Source organism: Streptomyces sp. CA-210063, assembly GCF_024612015.1.
In the GTDB taxonomy this organism is placed as follows: domain Bacteria; phylum Actinomycetota; class Actinomycetes; order Streptomycetales; family Streptomycetaceae; genus Streptomyces.
In genome coordinates, this window is record NZ_CP102512.1 from 3,613,620 (window position 1) to 3,636,388 (window position 22,769).

Genomic DNA, 22,769 nt, shown 5'->3' on the forward strand with positions numbered 1-22,769 from the left:
CGCGGCGCTCCTCGCAAGGGAGTTGCCCACCGGGCCCGCGCCTCCGTGACCCCGCAGTTGGGAGGCCAGCGTCAGGGGCACGATTGCGTCCGCCAGGGTCACCGAGGCGGGCGATGCTGGAAGGAAACCGTGTGAGCCGGATTTCGGTCCGGGGATTCGCAGTGGCCTCGGCCACCGCGGTCACCGCAGTCGGCAGTGTCGTCGGAGTCGCCTCGGGCAGCACCGCGCAGACGACCACTGACGACGCCGAGGCGGTCGCGAACGACACCACGTTGCTCGCCGACATACCCGTGGGCCAGCAGGCCCAGGTTCAGACCGCATCCCTGACTGCACAGGCCGACGCCCAGGCCATCGCCGCCGACGCGAGCGCCCGCAAGGACGCCGAGGAGACCGCCCGTAAGAAGGCGGCCCAGGACGCGATCGACAAGCAGAAGGCGGCGGAGAAGGCCGAGCAGGAGCGCAAGGCGAAGGAGGAGGCCGAGGCGAAGTCCGAGGCCGCCGGTTCGCTCGGTGACGTCCCGGTCAAGAGCTCGTACACCGTCGCCGAGATCCAGGCGATGGCGAAGGCTGTCGTGGCGAGCGACCAGTGGACGTGCTTCAGCAACATCGTGAACCACGAGTCCACCTGGAACTACCAGGCCGTCAACCCGTCCTCGGGTGCCTACGGTCTCTTCCAGGCGCTGCCCGCCGGCAAGTACGCGTCCGCCGGCGCCGACTGGCGGACCAACCCGGCCACGCAGATCAAGTGGGGCCTCAACTACATGGAAGTGCGCTACGGCAGCCCCTGTGAGGCCTGGTCGTTCTGGCAGGCCAACAACTGGTACTAGGCCCGCCGGTCGTCGGGTGCCCACCGCCCGGCCGCTCAACCTTCCGAAGCCCTCCACCGTCCTTTGGTGGGGGGCTTCGGCCATGTACGGTCGAAGCGCCGAGAGGAATCGCGGCCTCCGGGAGGAGCGGTGACCAGCAGGGAAGACGGGGGAAGAGGACGGATGATGGCGCGGGTTCCCGGGTGGCTCGGCCGGCTCGGCGCCGGACTCAGCGGGTGGGGCGAGCGGTTGGAGCGCCGCCGGGCGGAGATCGAGTCGGAGTCCGAGCGCTCCGCCGACGACCGGGACGCCGCCGGGAGCGGCCGTGACGCCGACAACGGCGCCGCCGGCTCAGGGGACTCCGGTGGCGCAGGTGGCTCAGGTGGCTCCGAGGGTGCCACTGGGCCCGAAGCCGGGACCGGGACCGGGACCGGGGGCGAAAGCGGGCGCGAGGCTGGGGGCGGCTCTCCGGGCTCCCCCGTAGGCGGCCGGCGCCAGACGTCCGCCCCTGTGCTCTACTCCCGCCCCGACCCCGCGTCCGCGGTGCCCTGGGGCATGCGGGTCGCGGCCGAGGCCGGGTGGCGGCTGCTCGTCCTCGCGGGCACCGTCTGGGTGTTGATGCGGATCATCAGCTCCGTACAGCTGCTGGTGCTGTCGTTCACCACCGCGCTGCTCGTCACCGCGCTGCTCCAGCCGACCGTGGCACGGCTGACCCGGATCGGCGTACCGCGCGGCCTCGCCACGGCTCTGACCGCCGTCCTCGGCTTCGTCGTCATGGGGCTGATCGGCTGGTTCGTCACCTGGCAGGTCATGGAGAACATCGACGACCTCTCCGGCCAGGTCCAGGACGGTATCGACGAGTTGCGGCGCTGGCTGCTCGACAGCCCGTTCCACGTCACCGAGAACCAGATCAACGACATCGCCCAGAACCTCCGCGAGGCGATCAGCGACAACACGGACACGATCACCACGGCGGGCCTGGAGGGCGTGACCGTCATCGTCGAGGCGCTCACCGGCATCCTGCTGACGATGTTCTCCACGCTCTTCCTGTTGTACGACGGCAAGCGGATCTGGCAGTGGACCCTGAAGCTGGTGCCGGCGGCGGCCCGGCCGGGTGTGGCGGGCGCCGGGCCGCGGGCCTGGCAGACATTGACGGCGTATGTGCGCGGCACGGTGATAGTGGCGCTGATCGACGCGATCTTCATCGGCCTGGGAATCTATTTCCTGGACGTGCCGATGGCCGTCCCGCTCGCCGTCTTCATCTTCCTCTTCGCCTTCATCCCCCTGGTGGGTGCGGTCGTCTCGGGTGCGCTGGCCGTGGTCGTGGCGCTGGTGACGCAGGGCGTCTTCGCGGCCGTCATGACGCTGGTCGTCGTGCTCGCGGTCCAGCAGATCGAGGGGCACATCCTCCAGCCGTTCATCCTCGGGCGCGCCGTACGGGTGCATCCCCTGGCCGTCGTCCTGTCGGTCGCCGCGGGCGGCATGGTCGCGGGGATCGGGGGCGCGGTGGTGGCGGTGCCGCTGGTCGCGGTCACGAACACGGTGGTGGGGTCGTTGCGGGCGTACGCGGACGAGGTCCAGCGGGCACGGATGAAGGCCGGCGGCGGCTGAGAAGGGCGCTGGTGCCGCCCCGCGGAAGGTGGCTGCGGCCACCACGGCGACCCGCGGCTGTGGCCGTAGACACGAGGCCGACCAGACCGCTTCGCATCGGGCAGAGCTGCCGGGCCACCGGCGGCGAACCGGCCCCGCCACTTGCGCACGGTGTTGACGCTGACCTTCAACTCGCATGCGAGGGCGACGTTGGCCGGCCCGTCGGCCGCCGCGAGACGATCTCCGCCCGCAGAACCTGCCGGACCTGCCGGACCTGCCCGGTCACGGACGCGGCCGGCCGCCCAAGGCGCGCTCGCCCCGGCTCGGCAAGTTCCACCACAACCGCCGTCGGAATCGCCTTGGTTGCGCAGGACATAGGACTTTCCTGGCTGCGCGAGGCCTGTGTTCCGGGGGCTATGCGAGGACTGCCGTGAGCGGGGATCTGGGTTCGCGGCCCAGGAGTTGACGCAGGTCACCACCGGTGCGGGACATGAATCCGGCAGCGATGGCGGAGTAGGTACCCACCAGCATCGGCACCTGGAACAGTTCGGCGCCGGAGGCGGCAATGCGCGCGCGGGCCTGGCCGAGTGTCTCCGGCTCATAGGTGACGTGCGGTCCGTGTGCGCGGGCCAGGTCGGCGCCGCCGATGGCCTGCTCGCCGACGAGTTCATAGACGCGTCCCGCATGAACGGGTGCCTCCACCGACACCCGTACCGCGGCGTCGGCCAGATCCGCCCGCGCAACGGCTGCCAGACGGCCCTCGCCGAGCGGGGCGGTAATCCGCCCGTCCTCCGACGGCGCCGCGAGCCCGGCCAGCAACTCCGCGTAGAGACCGTTGCGCAGGATCGTCCAGCCCATGGTGCTCTCCCGGAGCCGCCTCTCGGTCCAGCGGTGCGGCAGCGCGTAAGGGAGGTGATCGCCGTCGGCGGTCAGGCTCGTATAGACGACATGCCCCACACCGGCCTTCTCCGCGGCGTCGATGGCGGCGCCGTGCCGGGCTATGACGGTGTCGTCCTCGCCGTAGCCCGCGGAGATCAGGACCAGCACATCCACACCGTCGAAGCCCCTGATGAGGGTGCTGTGATCGTCGAAGTCGATGCGGCGGACAGGCAGCACAGCCGGGAGCTGCTGAGGATCGCGCGTTCCAAGGACCGTGTCGTCACGGTCCGCCAGCCGCTCGGCAATCAGCGCGCCCAAGGCGCCGGCAGCTCCCGTAGCCAGGATCATCAGGGTCTTCCCATTCCGGTAGGTTCTCTTCGGTAACCGGGATCATCCTGCGGGTTTGCTTCACGAAGCGTAAGGAGGCACTTCCATGTCAGTAGGGCACACAGGGGTAACCACCGAACCCGTAGTCACTTGCGGCGACGAGCACGAGGACTGCGGGATCCGCGAGGTGCTCGACCGGATCGGGGACAAATGGTCGGTCCTGGTCGTGGTCGAACTGGCCCAGGGCGTACGTCGTTTCCGACAACTGCAACGCGCCATACCCGGGATCTCGCAGCGGATGCTGACGCTCACTGTGCGTCGGCTGGAACGCGACGGGCTGGTCACCCGGACCGTGCACCCGACAGTGCCTCCGCAAGTCGAGTACGAGCTCACGACGATGGGCCACAGCCTCACACATCTGGTGAAAGCCCTCGCGGATTGGTCAGCCGACCACCGCGATGTCATCGCGCGAGCACGCCAAGAATGGGATGCCGTACATCCCGACTCCGGAATCCGCTGACCGAATGTGACCGAATGGGCTCCAGCACCTTCCGAACGGCCTGATCAACCCCCGCCACGAACCTCTGCGGAGCAGCACTAGGGGGCGGGGCGCTCATGGTGGAGAAGGACCACGCCGTTGCCGAAGGTGCGGGTCTCGATCAGGCGTAGGCCGGTCGGGGTCTCGACGTCGGCCGCCGGGAAGAGCCGCTTGCCCGCTCTCAGCAGTACGGGGTGGACGTAGAGCCGGTACTCGTCGACCAGGTCGTGGCGCATGAACTCGGCCGCCAGTTCGGCGCCGCCCAGGGCGAGGTCGCCGCCTTCCTGTGCCTTGAGGGCCTTGATGTCCTCCACGACGACGTCCCGGACGATCGTCGTGTGCCACTCGGCGCGCTGGAGGGTCCGGGAGAAGACGAGCTTCGGCATGGTCCGCCAGATCGCGGCGAAGTCGGCGACGGGGCGGGGGGTGGCGGGGTCCCGGTCGGCCGTGGGCCAATAGGCGGCCATCATCTCGTGCACGACGCGGCCTTCGAGGAAGGCGCCCATGTCCCTGAGCACGTCGTTGAAGTGCGTGTGCAGTTCGTCGTCGACCAGCTGCCAGTCGAGCTCGTGGTCGGGGCCCTCCATGTAGCCGTCGAGGGACACGGACATCATCAGGACGATCTTTCGCATGGCGGGGCTCCCGGTGCTTCCGGTGTCGGTACTCGGGCGGTGTCGGTTCTCGGGCGATGTGTTCTCGGGCAGTGTGTTCTCGGGCGGCATTTCGGTTGTCAGGGAGAGGATCGCGCGCGTGCGCCTCGACTGCACGGATATGGCCTTCCGACGCGAGTGCAGATGGCCGACCACATCGCCGAACCCGTTGCCGGTGCCAAGCTCCTGCCCGGCGCCAGACTGCTGGGAGCCCGATCCAGCCGCAGAGTACGGAGCCACGCACCTGACCGCCCGCCACGCCACCCGCGAACTACGTGAGCGCGGTCTCGCGGTCACGCTCCCCCCAGCTTTAGCTACCAATTGGGTGCCCAGTCCCACCCTCCCTCACCTCTCGTCGCAAACATCGAGGTCAGAGCCTTCACGCCCGCGAGCCCTTGAGACTCACAAGACACTTCCCTTCTTCCAGCCGCGCCCCGTGTTGGGTTGTCCACAGGTTTCGGCGTGAGGGGGGTTCGGTGCGGGAGGGTTGGGGGGTGCGGGAATTGCGGGAAGTTGCCCTCGGGGGGCTGTTGTTGACGTCGTGGGCCGTGGCGGAGGGGTGGCCTCGGTCCTCTCTCTTCCGGCGTCTGCGGGAAGAGGGGTGGACGGCGCTCGGCGAATGTGCCTGGGCTGCGCCGGGGTCACGGCCGGATCTACGGATACGCCTTCGCGCGACGCAGCTCGCGGCGCCCGAGTTGGTGGTGAGTCACCGGGCGGCGGCCTGGCTGTGGGGTGTCGAACTCCTTCGCGTGGAGGCGGAGTTCACCGATCCGGAAAGGGTGCGGAAGCGGAAGAGCGTGCGAGTTCACCGCAGTGCGGTGCGTACCGAAGACGTGGTCCTACGCGACGGACTGCGGGTCACCGGCGTCGACCGCACTCTGGCCGACCTACTCCTGTCCTGTCCCCGCGACGAGGCGCTCGTGGCCGTCGACTCCGCGCTCACCCACCGCACGATCACCGTGGGCGACCGGCGGATCCGACGAGCACCGCTCACCCACCTCGACAGGGTCACCGCCGCTCTGGGAGAGCGGTCACGCGGCGCCGTCCGAGCCCTGCGGTGGCTGGCGCTCGCCGATCCGGCGTCCGGCTCACCGGCGGAGACGGTGGCGCGGCTGCGCATGTACGACGCCGGTCTGCGCCCAGAGACACAGGCCAGGGTGGTCACCGCCGCCGGACGCGTCCTGCGCCTCGACTTCCTGTTTCGGGCACGGGGCGTCGCCGTCGAGATCGAGGGGTATGCGTACCACGGTCGTCGCGAGGACCACCGGCGGGACGTCACCCGCTTCAACGACCTCCAGCAGTCCGCCGAGGTGCGGACGGTCCTGCGGTTCACGGCGGAGGAGGTGTTCCACTCGCCCGAGACAATGATCGCGACGATCCGGCGGGCTCTTGAGTGACATGGCGTCTACAACGCCACCGGGGGCGCCGCCCACTCTCCGAACATCCCCATCGACCTCGTCCGCCGACACCCCGGACGCGTCCTCGCGGGCCGGGCCGTGCCGCGCCGGGCTCGGCCTCGGCCTTCCTCAGCCCCTGAGACCCGGTGCCGTCGGATCGCCGGACGGCACCGGGCCCATGGGGTGGTAAGGGCTACCCGGCCGCTCGGCACTTCCAGCATGTGCGGGGCGGAAGGGCCGCCGTGTGCGGGGCGGCGTCGACGTGGCTGCCGGTCCAGGTGTGGACCTCGGCTTGGTCCTGCGTCGTCGAGCCGTCTGCCGTGACCTTGTACACGCGGATCGTCATCCGGGACGGTTTCGGGACCGGGGCGAGGAGTTCCAGGGCATCGGCCGGCGGTGGGTAGTGCGCGGCGCACTGCGGGCCGGCGTAGACGGTGAAGCCGGGGCCGGTGGCCGCGTGCTCCTCGTGGACCACGACTGGGGTGCTGGTTGTCTGCTGACAGTGCACGCACATGCGGACCGGGCGGCGGCGGGTGCGGTGGTCGTGCTCGTGGCCGTGGCCGTGGTCGTGGACGGTCATCGGGCGGCTCCCACGCGGATGGCGGGGATGGCGGGGATGCCGGGGATGCCGGGGATGCCGGGGATGTGGTCCTGGCCGGTGTCGATGCCGAGGGTGGCCAGGTAGAGGGCGCGGCGGCGTTCGCGTTGGAGGTGGCGTTCGTCCGGGGTGAGGAGATAGGGACGTACGAGGGGGGAGGCGCTGCCGTCGATCAGGTCGGTGAGGAGGGTCGGGGTGACACCTGAGATGGGATGGGATACGGACGGGCCTTCGGCGCGGTGACGGCCGCGTGGGTTCGGCATGCAAATGCTCAGCACCCACGCCAGGGCTCGGACTGTAAAGTCCAGCATGTTGACGCTCCTTCTCAGCGTTGACCACGCCCCGGGACGTTGCCTCGTCGCCGGGGTTTTGGCGCTTCCAGGTACATTGCTGCGCGTGTCAGTGCATAGCAGTACGTAGCTCCATGTCCATCAGTGCAGCTCAGGGCTGTTTTACGGTGGTTGCTATGGCAGTGGACCCAGGAGACTCGCCCATCGACCCGAACAAGATCGCGTACGTCTATATGCAGGTGGCCGACCACATCGCCCCCCGGATCGCCTCGGGAGATCCGAGGCCGGGAGCGCGGCTGCCCGGCGAGCGGGATCTCGGGGCGGAGTACGGAGTCGCGTATCTGACCGCCCGTCGCGCCATCCGCGAGCTCCGCGAGCGCGGTCTCGTGGTAACGCTCCCCGCCAAGGGCACCTTCGTCGCCTACCCGGAGGACGAAGGGACCGGCGACGACGGCCCGGATGCGGGGGCGGAGGCCTGAACGATCGCGGGCTCCCTGGGGTGTTCCTCTTACTCTGACGGCATCGACGTCACCGAGGAGCGCGGCGGAGACGGGAGCCAGCCCGCCGCGGACGGGTAACGCGGCCATGCCCGCCGGGCTCGTCGCGGCGGAGCGACAACTGCGGCGCGACCCGTACGAACTCCCCGATCCCGCCGTGGTGAGGAAACTGCTGCTCGCGGCTACGCCGCCCGCTCTCCGAACGCCACCGCGTGCGGAACGCGAATCTGCACGGGCACAAGTACGCGATCGACTCCGTCGTGGCCGCCACGGCTCTGGGCTATTCCGGGCCCCGCATCATCGTCACCTCTGATGCGGACGACTTGAACAAGCTCTGCGGGGACAGAGTTCGCGTTGTGGGAGTGTGACGGGCAGGGGCAGTCGTCCGTCGGCAGGTTGACAACGCGTCAGCTCTGCTCGCTCTCCGTTCCGCCGTCGCTCGACGTCCCACCGGTCCTCGGGAACGAGACCTCCACTCGGCGGTTCTTCTTGCGGCCCTCCTCCGAGGAGTTGTCGGCGATGGGGTAGTCCTCGCTGTAGCCGCGTACCTCGAAGGTGACGTTGCCGCCCAGGTCGGCGGCGAGGAGGTCGTGGACGGCCTCGGCGCGCTTCTTGGAGAGGGTCAGGCCGTGGGCGTACGAGCCGAGGTTGTCCGTGAAGCCGAAGACGCGGACCGTGCCCGCGCTCTGCTTCTTGATCTCCTCCGCGATGGCCTGGATCCGGGACTGGGCCTGGGGGTTGAGTTTCGCGCTGTCCTTCGGGAAGAGGACCTCCGCCTGGAGCGCGAACGTCACGTTCTCGTTCGTGTCCTCCCGGCGCTCCTCGCCGCCGAGGTCCTCCACGACCGACTTGATGTCCAGGACCTTGGCGGGGGCGAGCGTGGATCCCTGGGCGAGCTTCAGGCCCGGGCTGTTCGCGTCGACCTCCGGGGGTGGGGACGTGGTGACCGTGCCGGGGGGTTCGCTGGGGTCGTCCGCGGCGTGTGCGGGCGTCGCGAGGGTGAGGGCGGCGAGGACGGCGACGGTCACGGTCAGCGCCGCGGTGGCCGTCGTGGCGGCTCGTGGGGTGGGGGCGGTCATCGTCGCGTCACTCGCCGTCGGAGAGTTCGATCGTGGCGGGGGGCATGGAGCCGACTTGGAAGTCTACGGAGGTGGTGCCTTCGGGTGGGGCGGGGAATTGGGCGAACCACTGCGCGGTGTCGCCCTCGTTGACACCGCCGGTGAACTGTGTGCAGAGGCATCGGCCCGAGGTGTCACGCAGGACGAGGTACCTCTTCTTACCCACTTGATCGACGAGGTTGGCGCCAGCGATGGACGCACCGTTCTTGACCAGTTCCTTCTCGTCACCACGCCAGTTCGCCGCGACCCAAGCGGCACCCGTGTTGTTCGTGACCGTCCCCTCGACCGTGACGAACCCGCCCGCGTCCCTCTGGGCGGACGTGACCACGAGTGTGAGACCGTTCTCGCCCTTCACCTCCGCCAGAGCCGAGGCGGCGGAGGGCGCCTGGGACTCCTGCTTGTCGCCGCCTCCGTCGTCCTTGGCGGACGGTGTCGATGACGATCCAGTGTCGGAGGACTTGTCGTCGTCCCCTCCCCCGCCGCAGCCGGCCACCGTGAGGACCAGCCCGGTGGCGATCGTCACCGTGGTCAGAGCCGCTCGGCCCCTTGTGGTGTACCGGAGTTTCATGGACACAGCTTCCTCTCACTCGGCCAGACGCACAGAGAACATCACGGACGCGTCGGGAAGGTCGTTCGGATTGAAATTTCCGGGGTCGATGTCCACGGGTTGGCCGTCGCAGACCAGTGCCACAGGCTTCGTGGGATCCGCGGTCACGTCAAAATCGCAGCGCGGTTGGATGACGGCGACCGCCTGCGCCGTGGCCGTCAGATCCTCGGTGCCGGGAATGACCGAGTCGCCGACGGTGTATTCCGTCTCGATGCCGACCCGGAATCCTGGATTACCGTTCACCTCGGTCGGCTCGGCACCGCCCAGCAGAGCCGAGTTGTTCTGGGCAGCCAGCTCCTGAGCCGCGGCGGTGGCCCCATCAGCGGGGAGCGCTCCATCGGGCAAGTCCAGCCAGTCCAGCCAGTCGTCGCCTGCCTCGATGGCGTCCCCGAGATCCAACAACAGCTCTTCCCGCGCCTCCTGCGCCGCCGCCAACGCCGCAGCGTCCGCCGCGGATTGCGCACCATTGCGGGCGGACGCTGCCTGGGCGAAAGCGAAGAAGGCCAACGCTGCGAAAAGCAGAATCGTCGTCAGCCAGATGTAGATGGGGAGGGTCGATCCCCGGTCGCCCCTCAACCGTTGGTGGATCAACCGCCGATGACGTTGTTCACAGCGGTCAGAATCGCCTGCGAGATCAGGCCGTCGAGCCCCAGGCTGTCGATCATCACGAAGATTCCCGCAACGATGATCATGATGCCGGCATACTCGATGAACCCCGCTCCCTGATCCCGCTCCTTCCCCCGCATCCGGGAGACGACGGTCCTCTTCCACGCCCCGAACCGACTCTTCACCTTCATGGCGCTTGCCCTCCCGCGTGATACCGACACCGACTGGATCACCGTACGTGAGAATCCACGTACTGCGGGTGGGTCCAGGGGCCCAACTTCCCCCCGTGAGCGGGGTCATCGGGGCCACCCCCCGTGGGTCGTGCCGAGCCAGTGGGCTATGGCTTCGCTGCGGGTTGAGGTGTGCAGTTTCGCGAAGATGCTGTTGATGTGGTTCTTGACGGTCTTCTCGCTGATGAAGCAGGTGGCGGCGATCTGGCGGTTGTTCATGCCGGATGCGATGAGGTCCATCACCTCCACCTCCCTTGAACTCAGGCCGTAGGACGGTCGGTTGGAACGGTCGAGGATGCGGCGGTGGAGCGGCGCCGCATAGGCCGGTCGAGCCTTTGACGACTGTGCCACAACTGGTTGCAGCTGCGAAGGGTGGTCGTGACTTTCGTGTGAAGGTTTGTAGGAAACGCCGAGCGAACTTGAGACAGTCGCAGAGATCGTCGGGCGGCCTTCCCTCATGTCGCGTACCGCCGTGATCAGTTCGGGGGCCGTGAACTCGCCGTGGACCAGGTAGCCGACCGCGCCCCGGCGCAGCGCCTCGGCCACGACCTCGGGTTCCGTGCTGTACGTCAGCATCATCACAGGGCAGAGAGCGGACAGTTCGGGGAGCGCGGTGAGGCCGTCCGTGCCGGGCATGCGGACGTCGAGGAGAGCGACGTCCGGGTGGTGTCGGCTCGCTTCGCGTACCGCCTCGTCGCCGTTCGTGGCCTGGGCCACCACCTCTATGTCGGGGTGCGCGGAGAGGAGGGCGGTGAGGCCGGCGCGGACCACCGGGTTGTCGTCCGCGACGAGTACGCGCAGGGGTGGGCCGGGGAGTGCCTGGTGCTGGTCAGGCATGAGCGGCCTCCTGTTGGGGGGCTTCGGGGGTGGTGGGGGCGGAGAGGGGGAGGGTCAGGGTCACCCGTGTGCCGGTGGTGTCCGATTCCAGGTGCAGGGCCGCGTCCATCCGGGCGGCGCGTTCCGCCATGCCCAGGATGCCGAAGTGGCCGGATTTCTGCGCCGCTTCGAGGGTGAGGGTGGGTGGGAGGCCTACGCCGTTGTCCTTGATCGTGAGGTGGAGGGTGTTCCGGGTGACCTCCACGGACACCTCCGCTGTCGTCGCCCGCGCGTGGCGGTGGATGTTCTCCAGGGCCTCCGCCGTGATCGCCAGGAGGTGGTGGGTCGTTTCGGGCGGGAGCGGTGGGGGTGTCTCGCCCGTGTGGGTCAGGTGGGTGGGGAGGGTGGTGCGGGTCGCGAAGTCCCTCGTCCGCGTGGTCAGTTCGGTTTTCAGGTCCGTGGGTGGGGGTGTCGTCGTCAGGTCGGTGTGGCGGCGTAGGTCCGTGAGGAGGTCGCGGGATTCGGTGGCGGCTCGGCGGGCCGCCGATGCGACGAGGGCCGCCTGTTGTTTCACCAGGGTGGGGTCGGGGTCGGGGCGGTCCGCCGAGGTTGCCAGGGCGTCTGCGGCCAGGGCGAGGCCGTGGAGCGTCTTGGCCACCGAGTCGTGCAGTTCGCGGGCGAGACGGGCGCGTTCCGACTCCACGGCCTCGGCGACGGCCAGGCGGGACGTGGCTTCGGAGAGCGCCTGGGTGGCCGTACCGAAGCGGAACATCAGATTGCGGAGGGTTACGCCGATGATGCCGGCCGCGACGCAGAAGCCGGCGATGAGGAGGGTGTTGGCACCCGCGCCGGGGCGGTGTTCCCAGGCGCGGTGGATCGTGAGGAGGACGGCCAGTTGCAGGCCGGTGAGGACGCCGGCGCCGCGCCAGCCGTAGAGGAGGCCGGAGAGGAGGGGCGTGCAGACCGTGGCGTAGGCGAGGGGGGAGGCCGGGGAGGCGGTGAGGAGGAGGACCGCGCCGAAGAGGAGGTCCAGGGCCATGAGGGTGGGGTGGGCGAGGAGGCGGGGGGCGAAGCGGTGCCAGTCCCTGAGCATGCCGTAGGAGATGGTGATGCCGAGGACCGCGGCGATGAGTACGGCGTGGGTCGGGGGGCCGTCCGTGGTGTTGGCCATGGCGAAGGGGGTGCCGATGGTGAGGGTGGTGAGGCGGACGGCGAAGGTTTGGCGGGCGAGGGCCTGGAGGGCGTTGAGCTGGAGGCGGAGGGTGGCGGGGGGCTGCGCGTCGTCCTGGAGGTAGCCGGTGGTGGGGCTGGGCGGGGGTCGGAGGCGTTCCCCTTCGCTGGGGCCGGGCGGGGGTTGGAGGCGCTCACCGGCGCTTGCCGGGTGCCGCCTGCGCCCACCCTCCCCCACTCTCGACTTCGCTCGAGCGGGGGGACCCCCATCGCCCCAGCGGCACGATTGCCCGCAGGCTGGGGCGGAGGCCGCCAAGGCCCTCGCCGACATGACTGCCCGCAGCTGGGACACCTGGGGAAGGAGGCGGGAACGCAGGCGGGGGCTCATCAGCGGCCCAGGATCTCGCCGAAGTTGGTGCCTGAGCCGAGGAACATGCCTGTGGCGATGAGGATCATCGTCGCCGGGAGCATGAAGACGAGGGTGACGAGGGTGGCCTTGGGGATGGTGCGGGCGGCTCGGCGGCGGGCGTTCTGGGCGTCTGTGCGGCGCATGTCGGCGGCCAGTTGGATCAGGGTTTCGGCGATGGGGGAACCCAGTTCCTCGCCCTGTTGGAGGGCCGAGACGAACTGGGCGACCTGTTCGGAGGAGTTGCGTTTGCGGAGTTCGTCGAAGGCCTGGCGGCGGCTCACGCCCATGTCCATCTGGCGGAGGGTGATGCTCAGTTCGTCGGCCCACGGGCCCTCGTACTTCTCCGCCACGCGGTCCAGGGCCTGGCGGAAGCCCAGGCCGGCCGAGACCACGACCGCCAGCACGTCCAGGAAGTCCGGCAGGGTGCGGTCGATGACGTCCTTGCGGTCGCGGATGGCCTGCCAGATCGCGGCGTCGGCGGCGAGGAGGCCGAAGGCGAAGGTGAAGGCGGCGAAGAGGGGCCGGTCGCTGGTGAGGAAGACCAGGCCCATGAAGGCGCCGAAGAAGCCGTAGACGGCTCGGCGGGCGGCGTAACGGTTGAGGGTGAGGCCGCCGGGGTTGCCCGCCATGTCGATGCGGCGGCGTTTGGCCTCGACCCGGCGGGGGCCCATGAGGCGGAGGACCAGGGGGGCGAAGCGCATGCCCAGGCGGTCGACGGCCGAGCCGGTCTTCGAGACGCGGGTGGCGCCCACCTCCAGGGCGAGGACCAGGTCGCTGGGGAGTTTCGCGTCGGCCCGGATCATGCGGATGCCCAGGAAGACGCCCGCGACGGCGATGGCCGTCAGGAGGGCGAGGAGGAAGGGCAACATCGTCGTCATCGTCATCGCCGTCGTCATCGCCGTCGTCTTCGCCGTCGTCATCGCCGTCGTCATCGCCATCGTCATCGCCATCGCCATCGTCGCCTCGGGTCCGTGCGCTTCCGCCTCGGATGCCGGTTCAGGTCCCGACTCGGATGCCGGTTCAGGTCCCGACTCGGATGCCGGTTCAGGTCCCGCCGCAGATTCCGGTTCATGTCCCGCCTCACACTTCGATCTTGCCGAGGCGGCGGATGACGAAGAAGCCGACCGTGTAGAGGCCGATGGAGATCAGGACCAAAGCCTGGCCCAGGGGGGAGCCGGTCACTCGGGCCAGGGCGCCGTCGTTCGAGGAGTTGATCAGGAGGAGGGAGCCGAGGCCCAGGAGGGGGACGGTGAAGGCCGTCGCGTTGACCTCGGAGAGCATCGTGCGGACCTCTCGGCGGGTCTCCTTCCTGTCCTCCAGGGTCTGGGTGAGGTTGCGGAGGGAACTCACCACCGTGCCGCCCGCCTTGTTGGACAGGACGAGGGTGGTGACGAGGACGATCAGTTCGCGGGAGGGGAGGCGTTCGGCGAGTTCGCCGAGGGCGTCGTCGACCGAGCGGCCGAGCGCCAACTGGTCGGCGACCCGGGCCAGTTCCTCGCCAGCCGGGGCCTCCAGCTCCTCCGCCGCCATCGCCAGGGCCGTGCGGAGGGCGAGGCCGGCGGCGGTGGCGTTGGCGAGGAGGCGGGCCACGTCGGGGAGTTGGTTGATGAAGGCCTCGATGCGTTTCTGGCGCTGCCAGTTGAGGAAGATGGCCGCGCTCCAGATGCCCACGGCGCCGGCGATCGGGCCGAAGAACGGGGCGAGGGTGCCGGCGGCGATCAGCCACAGGGCGACGACGACCATGGCGACGTACGTGGCGAACTCGCCCGCCGTCAGGTCGAGTCCCGTCGTCGTCAGGCGCAGGTGGATCGCGCGGCCGAGGCGGGTGCGGCGCAGGCGGCGGTCGACGGCCGTGAAGCGTCGTACGCGTCCCGCCGCTGTGCGCAGGGGGCCGCCCGGGCTGCCCGCGAGGCGGTCGACCAGGGCCTGGCGCTGGGCGCGGCCGGAGGCGTACGAGTGCGCGCCCGCGACGGCGAGGGTGCCGCCGAGGACGGTGGCGCCGAGGGCCAGCAGGGTGGAGTTGTCCATGGTCGTCATGGTTGCCATGTCGGGTCCTACCTCCTCGGGGCTATCCGATGGCCTGGCGGGTGTTGAGTACGTCGATGGCCTCGGCCACGCCGTACGCGGGGGGCAGCGGCTCGTTGGCCACGTACAGCTTCTCCGCGACGGAGCGGGGTATCGGCAGGTGTTCGAAGCGGCCGTGGGCGACGCGGTCGGCGCCGAGGGGGTCGGGGACGAAGCGGGAGACCGTGGCGATACGGAACTGTTCGCGGCCGTGCGAGACGAGCAGGGCGATCTCGGTGATCTTGCGGGAGCCGTCGGCGAAGCGGGTGAGCTGGGCGACCACGTCCACCGCCGAGTTGATCTGGTCCTTGAGGGCCTCGAAGGGGATGAGGACCTCGGACATCGAGCCGAGGGTCTGGAGGCGCATCAGGGCGTCCTCGGCGGAGTTGGCGTGGACCGTGGCGAGGGAGCCGTCGTGGCCCGTCGACATGGCCTGGAGCATGTCGAGGGTCTCGCCGCCTCGGACCTCACCGACGATGATGCGGTCGGGGCGCATACGGAGGGAGTTGCGGACCAGGTCGCGGATGGTGATCTGGCCCTTGCCCTCGATGTTCGCGGGGCGGGACTCCAGGCGGATCACGTGCTCCTGCTGGAGCTGGAGTTCGGCGGAGTCCTCGATCGTGATGATGCGCTCGCGGGGCGGGATCAGGCCGGAGAGGGCGTTGAGGAGGGTCGTCTTTCCGGTGCCGGTACCGCCGCTGACGATCACGTTGAAGCGGGCCCGTACGAACGCGGCGAGGAGCATCAGCATCTGCTCGTCGAGGGAGCCGAGGCCGATGAGCTCCGGGAGGGTGTACGCGCGGGGGAAGCGGCGGATCGTGAGGGTCGGGCCGGTGAGGGCGAGCGGAGGGATGATGACGTTGACTCGCTCGCCGGTGGGGAGGCGGGCGTCGACCATGGGGTTCGACTCGTCCACGCGGCGGTTGACCGTGGAGACGATGCGTTCGATGGTCTGCATGAGCTGGTCGGTGGAGGCGAAGCGGAGCGGGAGCTGTTCTACGCGGCCGCCTCGCTCCACGAAGATCGAGTCCGGGCCGTTGACCATGATCTCCGTGACCGACGCGTCGGCGAGGAGGGGTTCGAGGACGCCCAGGCCCAGGGCCTCGTCGACGACCCTGCGGATGAGTTGGGAGCGTTCGGCGGAGGAGAGGACCGGGCCCTCTCGGCTGATGATGTGGCCCAGTACGCGTTCCAGGCGGGCCCTGCGGTCGGCTGCCGTCAGGGCCGACATCTCGGCCAGGTCGATCTCTTCGAGGAGCTTGGCGCGGTAGACGGCCACGAGGTGTCCGTCCTCGCGTCCGGTGCCCCCTTCGTCGGGGGTGGCGATACGGGATCGCAGGCTCATCTTCTCGTCAACTCCTCTCGGGGTGGGGGTGGGGGTGGGGTGTTGGGGGGGTTGATCAGTTGTCGTTGTCGTTGTCGTTGTCGTTGGGCATGGTGGCGCTGCGTTCCACGGTGACCGGGTCGAAGAGGGGGATCACCGAGGGGACGGTGACGGTGACCGTGGCTGTGGTGGTGTCGGTGCCGGGGCCCACTGCGGGGTCGGGGTTCAGCCAGGCGCTTGCTGCGGCTACGCCGGCCGCTGCGCCGGCCCCGGGTTCCAGCGACTCGGCCCTCGCTGCCGCCCTCGCCGCCGAGCCGGCCTGGCTGATGCCGTAGCCGACGAGGCCCAGCTGAATCGCCGCCATGGCTATGAGGAGGAGGATGGGAAGGAAGCCGGCGAACTCCAGGATCGAGGCGCCTCGGTCGTTCCAGCGGTGGCGGGGTGGCTTTCCCGCCGTGGTGGGTGGGGCGCCTTCGGTTCGGGGGTGGGTCGGGGGCGCGCCGGGGGGTATCCGTCCTCGGTCTGGCGCGGAATCGGTCGGCCGGAGAAGTGGAACCTGTTGACGCGCCAGCCGCTGCGGGCGGACACCCCCCGACACGCCCCCTTCTCGCCGTACGCGAGTGCCGCGCCGCTGGTGTGCGCGCCACCGCTCGTACGCGGCTGCCCCGCCGTCGGCGTGCGCGTCGTCGGTGTTCTCGCCCTCCGTGTGTACGCGGCCGGGCCGCCGTACGGGGGGCGCGTCGTCGGTGTTCTCGTCCTTCGTGCGTACACGGCCAAGCCGCCGTACGAGGGGCGCGTCGTCGGTGTTCTCGCCCTCCGTGCGTACACGGCCGAGCCGCCGTACGAGGGGCGCGTCGTCGGTGTTCTCGTCCTTCGTGCGTACGCGGCCGAGCCGCCGTACGGGTCTCGTGAGTGCCGGGGTGGGTGGCCTGGCTCCGTCCGGGAGCGGCCACGGGGGGCGCGCGAGTACGGGGGTGTTGAGGGCTGCCTCGGTGTGGGGTGGGCGGGAAAGGCTGGTCGGGGTCATTGTGGGTCACCCTCCAGGGCCGCGCCCGCCTCGCCGTTGACGGTCCAGCCGGCGTCGAAGCCGGGGAAGAAGAGGGGGACGTTGGCCTCGACCTCGGCCTGCATGATCGAGCCGTTCGGGGCGCAGTCGATGGAGGTGTCGTTCCAGGCGCCCGGGAGGTTCTGGGCGCCGGCGGCCTGGCAGGCGCCCGCGACGTCGCCGTCCACCGCGTAGGCGGCGGTGGCGGCGCGGGCGGCCTCGTCGGCGGCGTTGCCGGCGAGGGAGTAGGTGTAGCCGTAGAGGGCGGCCTGCCAGAGGATCGCCATGGTGACCAGGATCAGGGGGAACATGCCGGCGAATTCGAGGGTCACCGAGCCCCGGTCGCCGCCCTTGCGGCGGAGGACGAGGGCGCCCCGGTCCGCCGAGGACCTACGGCGGCGGCCGCCCCCGCCGTGCTCCGGCGCCGCGACCAGTTCCAGTTCCCCCGCCAGCGCCCACAGCGCCTGCTTGACCACCGAGCGGGCGTCGAGGTCCTGGAGGCGGCCCGCGTCGACGACGGACTGGAGTTCCTTGAAGGCGGCGGGGACGGCGGCGCGGGCCACCTTCGTGCCGGTGACCTTCTCGACCAGGGACGGCTGGATCTCCGTACCGCGTGAGTGGCGGTTGACGACCGTCAGCGTCTCCTCGGCCTTGCGGATCTGGAGGCGGTCCCAGAGGCGGACCATGCGTTTGGCGGCGCGGACCGCGACCACGTCCGGGGTGACCAGGAGGAGGGCCTGGTCGGCCATCTCGACGGCTGCCGCCGTGGCCGCGTTCATCTGGGAGCCGCAGTCGACCACCACCACGTCGTGGCGGGAGCGCAGGGCGGCCAGGACCTGGCGGGCCACGCGGTCCGTCACCTCCTCACCGCGTTCGCCCTCGGCGGGGGCGAGGAGGAGGGCGATGCCGGTGTCGTGGGCGAAGACCGCCTCCTGGAGGACGCGGGGGTTGATGTCCGCGATGCCGGCCAGGTCGGCGACCGAGCGGCGGAACTGCACGTCCAGGTAGGAGGCCACGTCCCCGGACTGCAGGTCGAGGTCGAGCAGCGCCACCGTACGGCCGGACGCGCGGGCCGCCAGGGCGAGTTGGACGGCGGTGACGGTCGCGCCGACACCGCCCTTGGCTCCGCTGACCGTGACGACGGTGCCGCCGGGGCCCGTGTACAGCTCCGGCGTACTGCTGCCGAGGTGGCGTCGCATGCCGGCCGACCAGGCGGCGGCGGCCTGGACGCGTTCGGCGAGGGCGTCGTAGGAGAGGGGGAGGTTGACGATGCCGCGGGCGCCGGAGTCCATGGCGGCGGTGAGGACGCCGGTGCTCGGGTCGGAGGTGATGAGGACGACGCCGACCGCCGGGAAGCGCAGGACGAGGTCGCGGACCAGGTCCAGCGCGGGGACGGGGCCGATCCGTTCATGGATCAGCACCACCTCCGGCAGCTCGTCCAGTGACTCGGCGGCCAGGCGCGCGAGGGTGTCGAGCAGGGCGGTGGAGTCGGAGACGTGCGGCGCCGGTTCGGCGTCCGACAGCTGGCCGAGCAGGGTGGTGAGGGCGCGGGCCGAGTCGACGTCCCCGACGGCGGGGAGGATGCGGATGGTCATCGGCGGATCCCCGTTCCGTTCGCGGACGTGTGGGGCTCGGCCGCCTCACACCAGCAGGGTTCGCTCGGCACCCGAGGCCCACTCGCCGCCCACGGCACCCGCGTTCGCCGTACCCCCCTCAGCATGCCCACCCGGGGCACGCCCACCCGCAGCGGCATTCGACGCACCCCCGTTCGGGGAATCCTCGTTGGGACGTTCCGGACCGACCTCATCGCGCGGCCTCCTACTTGTCCTCGTCGAGGGTGTACGAACGGTCGTCCGGTACGACGACCGTGGCCTCCCCGCCCCCGACGAGGGCGAGACGGACGTGCTCGGCGAACGACTCGGCGAACGCGACGCGCTGGGCGTCGGCGGTGTCGAGCGCGAAGGTGATCGGAACGGCCTCCGTCGCCGTGCGCCGGCGGTCGCTGCTGGACTGTCCGGCTTCGAGGGCGGTCAGCTTGCCGACGTCGATGACACGGGCGTCGGCGACCATCAGCTTGGACGTGTCCTTGCCCGAGTCGCTGTCCTTCTCCTCGAACGTGGCGTAGATGTTGACCCGCGACCCCGGGTTGATCTTCCCCGCCACGCCGGTGGACGCGTCGATCATGATCGCGATCTCCTGCTGCCCGGGGTCGAGTTCGGGCCGGTCGACAATCATGTCGGACTGGAGCAGCGAGCCCTTCTCCAGCTGGGTGACGGCGATCTTCCCGCGGATCTGCGCCAGATCGGTGACCGCCGTGGTGGACAGCCACCGCTCCGGCATCGTGATCTTCTCGAACTGGCCCGCCGACAGCTCCTTGTAGGGCGCGATGTCGCTCTTCAGCCGGTACGCCGTCACCTCGGGCCCGACCTTCGAGTTCACGTCACGGATCACCGAGAGCACCCCGGCGAAGGCGGCCAGGGCACACAGGGCCGAGAGGACCAGCAGGACGACGCCGCGGCGCTGGCGTGAGTTCATGATCCGGACAACCTCGATCGGGGCGGGGGAACGGACGGGGTCGGGCGGTCGGGCCGGTGGTGGCTGCCCTCGAGGCCTTACGGTCGTGCGGCCTCGGGAGGGCTGTGGAGTTGTCGTACGGCTGTCATGTGATCCCCCGTGGCAGCGCGCGGACGGGTGGTGGTTCCGGTTCCCGTAACGGGGCCGCGCAGAACCCGCAGCGGTCGCCGATCAGTTCGAGGCCGCACCAGTGGCACGTCTCGCGGCGTACGGACGACACGAGCTGGTAGAGCACGGAGACGTCGGACAGGCCGGCGGCGAACTCGACGAGTTTCCCGGTCCCCCACCAACGCGCGGACCCCTCCGGCAGCGGCACCGGCAGGGACCCCTGCACCTGCCAGGCCGGGGCGAGCGTCGCGGTGACCCAGTCGGACGGCGGCTGCGGCCCCTGCGCGACCAGCAGCCGCGTGCCGAACTCGGGACCCGCGAGGGGCTCCGGCTCGGCGGTGTTGAGGCGGACGAGCTGCGGCCGGGGGTTGGCCAGTACGGCGAACTGCGCGCCCGGCACCCACGACTTGGCGTGCGACTTCAGCGTGACGGGCACCCGGTCGAGCTTGGCGACGGAGCCGAGGAGGGCGCCGGCGTAGATGTAGTGCGCGAGGAGGCGTACGGAGGAGGCGAGCACTCCGGGGCTGAAGTCGCACATGGACAGCTGGCGCAACTGCTGGGCGAGCAGGGCGAGTCCGAGCGGCGGCAGATCGACGCCGAGCAGGGCGATACGGTCGCTCTCCAGCACGGAGCGGACGGTGTGCAGCCGCCGGGTGACGGCGGACTCGTCGGAGGCCGAGTGGAGGGCGATGACGTAGCCGTGCTGCTCGATGAGCGCGTGCATGCCGAGCAGGGAGCCTTCGAGCGTCTCCTGCGGCTGTACGACTGCGGGCGGGGTCTGCCGGTCATGCGGTGGGAGCACCAGGTCGGAACTGGTGACGGCTATCGCGGTCGGCACGCTGCACACCACCCCGTTCACTGCGGCGGGGTGGTCGACCACCGCCCCAGATGGCCCCTGTGAGGATCGACGTCGCCCTCGACGCCCCTCCTGCATCGTCTTGCATCAGCACCATATCCACGGCATGCCCCGATCAACACCGAATCTCCTTGATCAACTCACGGAAGGTGCGGCCGTATCCACGCAGAGTGAGACGCATATGCCTCAACTCGGCAGGTGGGAGCGGGCGTTGGGATACCCGGACGGGTGAACAGGTCCCGTGCGGGGAGTATTGACAAACTCGATTGGTCTGGACCACCTTGTACGTCCAGCGGTGGCCACCGTCCTCATGCCCCACTCCACTCCCCCACCGGAGGCCCCAGTGCACCGCGAACGAGGCATGCCCGGACTCAGCCGACGAATACGGATACCGATGCGGATGCGGAGTCGGATGCGGCTCTGGTCGGGGGCCGTCGCCACCGCACTCGCCCTCACGCTCGCGGGCGCCGGCCCGGCGTCCGCCGCGGACATCAACAACGCCAAGAACGCCGGCTTCGAGTCGGGGCTCGCGAACTGGACCTGCTCGGCGGGCAGCGGTACGGCTGTCGCCTCGCCCGTGCACGCCGGCGCGGGCGCACTGCGGGCGACCCCCGCCGGGCAGGACAACGCCCGCTGCACCCAGGCCGTGGCCGTGAAGCCGAACTCGACGTACACGCTGAGCGCCTGGGTGCGGGGCGGGTACGCGTACCTGGGTGCGACCGGTACCGGCACGACGGACGTGTCGACGTGGACCCCGGACTCGACGGCCTGGAAGCAGCTGTCGACGACCTTCACCACGGGCACCTCGACGACCTCGGTGACGGTGTACACGCACGGCTGGTACGGGCAGGCCGCGTACTACGCGGACGACGTGTCCGTCTTCGGCCCCGACGGCGGCGGTGGCGGCGACCAGCCGTCCACGATCCCCTCCGCCCCGGCCGGGGTGACGGTGTCGGGCTCGACGTCCTCGTCGGTGTCGCTGGCCTGGAACCCGGTGTCGGGCGCCACGGGCTACCACGTCTACCGGGGCGGCACGAAGGTCCAGTCGGTCACCGGCACTTCGGCGACGGTGACGGGGCTCGCCGCCTCCACCTCGTACACCTTCCAGATCACGGCGGCCAACGCCGCGGGTGAGTCGGCGAAGTCGGCCGCGGTGACGGGGACGACCACGACGACTCCGGGCGGCGGCACGGGCATCCCCAAGCACGCCGTGACCGGCTATTGGCAGAACTTCAACAACGGGGCGGCGGTCCAGAAGCTCTCCGACGTCCAGGCGCAGTACGACATCATCGCGGTCGCCTTCGCGGACGCCACCTCCACCCCGGGCGCGGTGACCTTCACCCTCGACTCGGCGGGCCTCGGCGGCTACACCGTCGACCAGTTCAAGGCGGACGTCCGGGCCAAGCAGGCGGCCGGCAAGAAGGTCATCGTGTCGGTGGGCGGTGAGCGCGGCACGGTGGCGGTGAACGATGCCGTGTCCGCGACGAACTTCGCGAACTCGGTGTACTCCCTGATGCGGACCTACGGCTTCGACGGCGTCGACATCGACCTGGAGAACGGCCTCAACGCCACGTACATGACACAGGCGCTGCGGTCCCTGTCGTCGCAGGCGGGCCCCTCGCTCGTCCTCACGATGGCCCCGCAGACCATCGACATGCAGTCCACGTCCAACGGGTACTTCCAGACGGCCCTGAACGTGAAGGACATCCTGACCGTCGTCAACATGCAGTACTACAACAGCGGTTCCATGCTGGGCTGCGACGGCAAGGTCTACAGCCAGGGCTCCGTGGACTTCCTCACCGCCCTCGCCTGCATCCAGCTGGAGGGCGGACTCGCCCCGTCCCAGGTGGGGCTGGGCCTGCCGGCCTCGACGCGGGGCGCGGGCAGCGGGTACGTGTCGCCGACCGTCGTGAACAACGCCCTCGACTGCCTGACCCGCGGCACGAACTGCGGCTCCTTCAAGCCGCCGCGGACCTATCCCGGCCTGCGGGGCGCGATGACCTGGTCGACCAACTGGGACGCCACGGCGGGGAACGCCTGGTCGAACGCGGTGGGGCCGCACGTGCACGGGTTGCCGTAGGCCTTACGAAGGGCCCTACGTAAGGGCCTACGAAGGACCTCCGAAGGGCCTACGAAGCACCTACGAATTGCACGCTGATGGCCGGCTCAGGGGCGGCGGGTCGGCACCTCCTCCCCCGTCGGCACCACCTCCCCGCCGCCCGGCTGTGGCGCAGGTCACCGGAACCGCCCCCACCTCGCGGAGAGACATG

General features: G+C 70.1%; 23 protein-coding genes. 6 read left to right on the forward strand and 17 right to left on the reverse strand.

Annotated features, from left to right (window positions below; translation table 11 throughout):
• Window positions 1-131 precede the first annotated feature (131 nt).
• Window positions 132-827 carry a transglycosylase SLT domain-containing protein gene (locus JIX56_RS15440; RefSeq protein ID WP_443031824.1) on the forward strand — a complete coding sequence of 232 codons (696 nt, stop codon included), beginning with the start codon at window positions 132-134 and terminating at the stop codon, window positions 825-827.
• Between the two features lie 165 nt (window positions 828-992).
• On the forward strand, window positions 993-2,417 hold the full coding sequence (locus JIX56_RS15445; protein WP_257550883.1) for an AI-2E family transporter: 1,425 nt from the start codon (window positions 993-995) through the stop codon (window positions 2,415-2,417).
• A 393-nt stretch (window positions 2,418-2,810) separates the two neighbouring features.
• Here the strand turns inward: JIX56_RS15445 and JIX56_RS15455 are convergent, their stop codons facing one another.
• On the reverse strand, window positions 2,811-3,623 hold the full coding sequence (locus JIX56_RS15455) for an NAD(P)H-binding protein (protein ID WP_257541099.1): 813 nt from the start codon (window positions 3,621-3,623) through the stop codon (window positions 2,811-2,813).
• A gap of 85 nt (window positions 3,624-3,708) precedes the next feature.
• Here JIX56_RS15455 and JIX56_RS15460 point away from each other — a divergent pair, with 85 nt between their 5' ends.
• On the forward strand, window positions 3,709-4,122 hold the full coding sequence (locus JIX56_RS15460; RefSeq protein ID WP_257541101.1) for a winged helix-turn-helix transcriptional regulator: 414 nt from the start codon (window positions 3,709-3,711) through the stop codon (window positions 4,120-4,122).
• Between the two features lie 77 nt (window positions 4,123-4,199).
• Here the strand turns inward: JIX56_RS15460 and JIX56_RS15465 are convergent, their stop codons facing one another.
• Window positions 4,200-4,772 carry a dihydrofolate reductase family protein gene (locus tag JIX56_RS15465; protein ID WP_257541103.1) on the reverse strand — a complete coding sequence of 191 codons (573 nt, stop codon included), beginning with the start codon at window positions 4,770-4,772 and terminating at the stop codon, window positions 4,200-4,202.
• An 836-nt stretch (window positions 4,773-5,608) separates the two neighbouring features.
• On the opposite strand from JIX56_RS15465, the gene JIX56_RS15470 reads away from it, so the two are divergent.
• Window positions 5,609-6,187, forward strand: coding sequence for an endonuclease domain-containing protein (locus JIX56_RS15470; protein WP_257541105.1), 579 nt, complete (start codon window positions 5,609-5,611; stop codon window positions 6,185-6,187).
• 193 nt (window positions 6,188-6,380) lie between these two features.
• Here JIX56_RS15470 and JIX56_RS15475 read toward each other — a convergent pair whose 3' ends face one another.
• The gene (locus tag JIX56_RS15475; RefSeq protein ID WP_257541107.1) at window positions 6,381-6,767 is read right to left on the reverse strand and encodes a hypothetical protein; all 387 of its coding nucleotides are present in this window, start codon (window positions 6,765-6,767) and stop codon (window positions 6,381-6,383) included.
• Entirely contained in the window at window positions 6,764-7,096 is a 333-nt protein-coding gene (locus tag JIX56_RS15480) for a hypothetical protein (protein WP_257541109.1), read from the reverse strand. The genes JIX56_RS15475 and JIX56_RS15480 overlap by 4 nt, the downstream gene beginning before the upstream one ends.
• Before the next feature lie 155 nt (window positions 7,097-7,251).
• Between JIX56_RS15480 and JIX56_RS15485 the strand changes: the two genes are divergently transcribed.
• Window positions 7,252-7,554: a winged helix-turn-helix domain-containing protein gene (locus JIX56_RS15485; protein WP_257541111.1), complete on the forward strand. Its 303-nt coding sequence runs from the start codon at window positions 7,252-7,254 to the stop codon at window positions 7,552-7,554.
• A gap of 425 nt (window positions 7,555-7,979) precedes the next feature.
• On the opposite strand, the gene JIX56_RS15490 is transcribed toward JIX56_RS15485, so the two are convergent.
• The 13 genes from JIX56_RS15490 to JIX56_RS15550 form a co-directional block, all read right to left on the reverse strand.
• Window positions 7,980-8,651 carry an OmpA family protein gene (locus tag JIX56_RS15490; RefSeq protein ID WP_257541113.1) on the reverse strand — a complete coding sequence of 224 codons (672 nt, stop codon included), beginning with the start codon at window positions 8,649-8,651 and terminating at the stop codon, window positions 7,980-7,982.
• Window positions 8,652-8,658: 7 nt separating this feature from the next.
• Window positions 8,659-9,258, reverse strand: a complete 600-nt coding sequence (locus JIX56_RS15495; protein WP_257541115.1) for a hypothetical protein — start codon at window positions 9,256-9,258, stop codon at window positions 8,659-8,661.
• Between the two features lie 15 nt (window positions 9,259-9,273).
• A complete protein-coding gene (locus JIX56_RS15500) occupies window positions 9,274-9,888 on the reverse strand; it encodes a pilus assembly protein TadG-related protein (RefSeq protein WP_257541116.1) in 615 nt (204 codons plus the stop codon).
• Window positions 9,885-10,094 carry a hypothetical protein gene (locus JIX56_RS15505; RefSeq protein ID WP_257550885.1) on the reverse strand — a complete coding sequence of 70 codons (210 nt, stop codon included), beginning with the start codon at window positions 10,092-10,094 and terminating at the stop codon, window positions 9,885-9,887. The genes JIX56_RS15500 and JIX56_RS15505 overlap by 4 nt, the downstream gene beginning before the upstream one ends.
• A gap of 105 nt (window positions 10,095-10,199) precedes the next feature.
• Window positions 10,200-10,970: a response regulator transcription factor gene (locus JIX56_RS15510; protein WP_257541118.1), complete on the reverse strand. Its 771-nt coding sequence runs from the start codon at window positions 10,968-10,970 to the stop codon at window positions 10,200-10,202.
• A complete protein-coding gene (locus JIX56_RS15515; protein ID WP_257541120.1) occupies window positions 10,963-12,357 on the reverse strand; it encodes a sensor histidine kinase in 1,395 nt (464 codons plus the stop codon). The genes JIX56_RS15510 and JIX56_RS15515 overlap by 8 nt, the downstream gene beginning before the upstream one ends.
• 149 nt (window positions 12,358-12,506) lie before the next feature.
• A complete protein-coding gene (locus JIX56_RS15520) occupies window positions 12,507-13,397 on the reverse strand; it encodes a DUF5936 domain-containing protein (RefSeq protein WP_443032039.1) in 891 nt (296 codons plus the stop codon).
• Window positions 13,398-13,608: 211 nt separating this feature from the next.
• Entirely contained in the window at window positions 13,609-14,556 is a 948-nt protein-coding gene (locus tag JIX56_RS15525; protein ID WP_257550889.1) for a type II secretion system F family protein, read from the reverse strand.
• A 40-nt stretch (window positions 14,557-14,596) separates the two neighbouring features.
• On the reverse strand, window positions 14,597-15,937 hold the full coding sequence (locus JIX56_RS15530) for a CpaF family protein (protein ID WP_257541122.1): 1,341 nt from the start codon (window positions 15,935-15,937) through the stop codon (window positions 14,597-14,599).
• 55 nt (window positions 15,938-15,992) lie between these two features.
• The gene (locus JIX56_RS15535) at window positions 15,993-16,943 is read right to left on the reverse strand and encodes a TadE family protein (protein WP_257541124.1); all 951 of its coding nucleotides are present in this window, start codon (window positions 16,941-16,943) and stop codon (window positions 15,993-15,995) included.
• Window positions 16,940-18,556 (reverse strand): AAA family ATPase, encoded by a 1,617-nt coding sequence (locus JIX56_RS15540; RefSeq protein ID WP_257541126.1) that lies wholly within the window; start codon window positions 18,554-18,556, stop codon window positions 16,940-16,942. Before JIX56_RS15540 ends, JIX56_RS15535 begins: the two co-directional genes overlap by 4 nt.
• A gap of 223 nt (window positions 18,557-18,779) precedes the next feature.
• Complete coding sequence (gene cpaB, locus JIX56_RS15545; protein WP_257541128.1) at window positions 18,780-19,496, reverse strand: Flp pilus assembly protein CpaB; 717 nt, start codon at window positions 19,494-19,496, stop codon at window positions 18,780-18,782.
• Window positions 19,497-19,620: 124 nt separating this feature from the next.
• A complete protein-coding gene (locus JIX56_RS15550) occupies window positions 19,621-20,481 on the reverse strand; it encodes a hypothetical protein (protein ID WP_257541130.1) in 861 nt (286 codons plus the stop codon).
• Between the two features lie 430 nt (window positions 20,482-20,911).
• On the opposite strand from JIX56_RS15550, the gene JIX56_RS15555 reads away from it, so the two are divergent.
• Entirely contained in the window at window positions 20,912-22,579 is a 1,668-nt protein-coding gene (locus JIX56_RS15555; protein ID WP_257541132.1) for a chitinase, read from the forward strand.
• The last annotated feature ends 190 nt before the right edge of the window (window positions 22,580-22,769 follow it).

Coding starts and splice junctions, on each gene's coding strand:
- JIX56_RS15445 (WP_257550883.1), top strand. CDS start 993: ATGGCGCGGGTTCCCGGGTGGCTCGGCCGGCTCGGCGCCGGACTCAGC.
- JIX56_RS15455 (WP_257541099.1), bottom strand. CDS start 3,623: ATGATCCTGGCTACGGGAGCTGCCGGCGCCTTGGGCGCGCTGATTGCC.
- JIX56_RS15460 (WP_257541101.1), top strand. CDS start 3,709: ATGTCAGTAGGGCACACAGGGGTAACCACCGAACCCGTAGTCACTTGC.
- JIX56_RS15465 (WP_257541103.1), bottom strand. CDS start 4,772: ATGCGAAAGATCGTCCTGATGATGTCCGTGTCCCTCGACGGCTACATG.
- JIX56_RS15475 (WP_257541107.1), bottom strand. CDS start 6,767: ATGACCGTCCACGACCACGGCCACGGCCACGAGCACGACCACCGCACC.
- JIX56_RS15480 (WP_257541109.1), bottom strand. CDS start 7,096: ATGCTGGACTTTACAGTCCGAGCCCTGGCGTGGGTGCTGAGCATTTGC.
- JIX56_RS15485 (WP_257541111.1), top strand. CDS start 7,252: ATGGCAGTGGACCCAGGAGACTCGCCCATCGACCCGAACAAGATCGCG.
- JIX56_RS15490 (WP_257541113.1), bottom strand. CDS start 8,651: ATGACCGCCCCCACCCCACGAGCCGCCACGACGGCCACCGCGGCGCTG.
- JIX56_RS15495 (WP_257541115.1), bottom strand. CDS start 9,258: ATGAAACTCCGGTACACCACAAGGGGCCGAGCGGCTCTGACCACGGTG.
- JIX56_RS15505 (WP_257550885.1), bottom strand. CDS start 10,094: ATGAAGGTGAAGAGTCGGTTCGGGGCGTGGAAGAGGACCGTCGTCTCC.
- JIX56_RS15510 (WP_257541118.1), bottom strand. CDS start 10,970: ATGCCTGACCAGCACCAGGCACTCCCCGGCCCACCCCTGCGCGTACTC.
- JIX56_RS15520 (WP_443032039.1), bottom strand. CDS start 13,397: ATGTTGCCCTTCCTCCTCGCCCTCCTGACGGCCATCGCCGTCGCGGGC.
- JIX56_RS15525 (WP_257550889.1), bottom strand. CDS start 14,556: ATGGACAACTCCACCCTGCTGGCCCTCGGCGCCACCGTCCTCGGCGGC.
- JIX56_RS15530 (WP_257541122.1), bottom strand. CDS start 15,937: ATGAGCCTGCGATCCCGTATCGCCACCCCCGACGAAGGGGGCACCGGA.
- JIX56_RS15535 (WP_257541124.1), bottom strand. CDS start 16,943: ATGACCCCGACCAGCCTTTCCCGCCCACCCCACACCGAGGCAGCCCTC.
- JIX56_RS15540 (WP_257541126.1), bottom strand. CDS start 18,556: ATGACCATCCGCATCCTCCCCGCCGTCGGGGACGTCGACTCGGCCCGC.
- cpaB (WP_257541128.1), bottom strand. CDS start 19,496: ATGAACTCACGCCAGCGCCGCGGCGTCGTCCTGCTGGTCCTCTCGGCC.
- JIX56_RS15555 (WP_257541132.1), top strand. CDS start 20,912: ATGCGGCTCTGGTCGGGGGCCGTCGCCACCGCACTCGCCCTCACGCTC.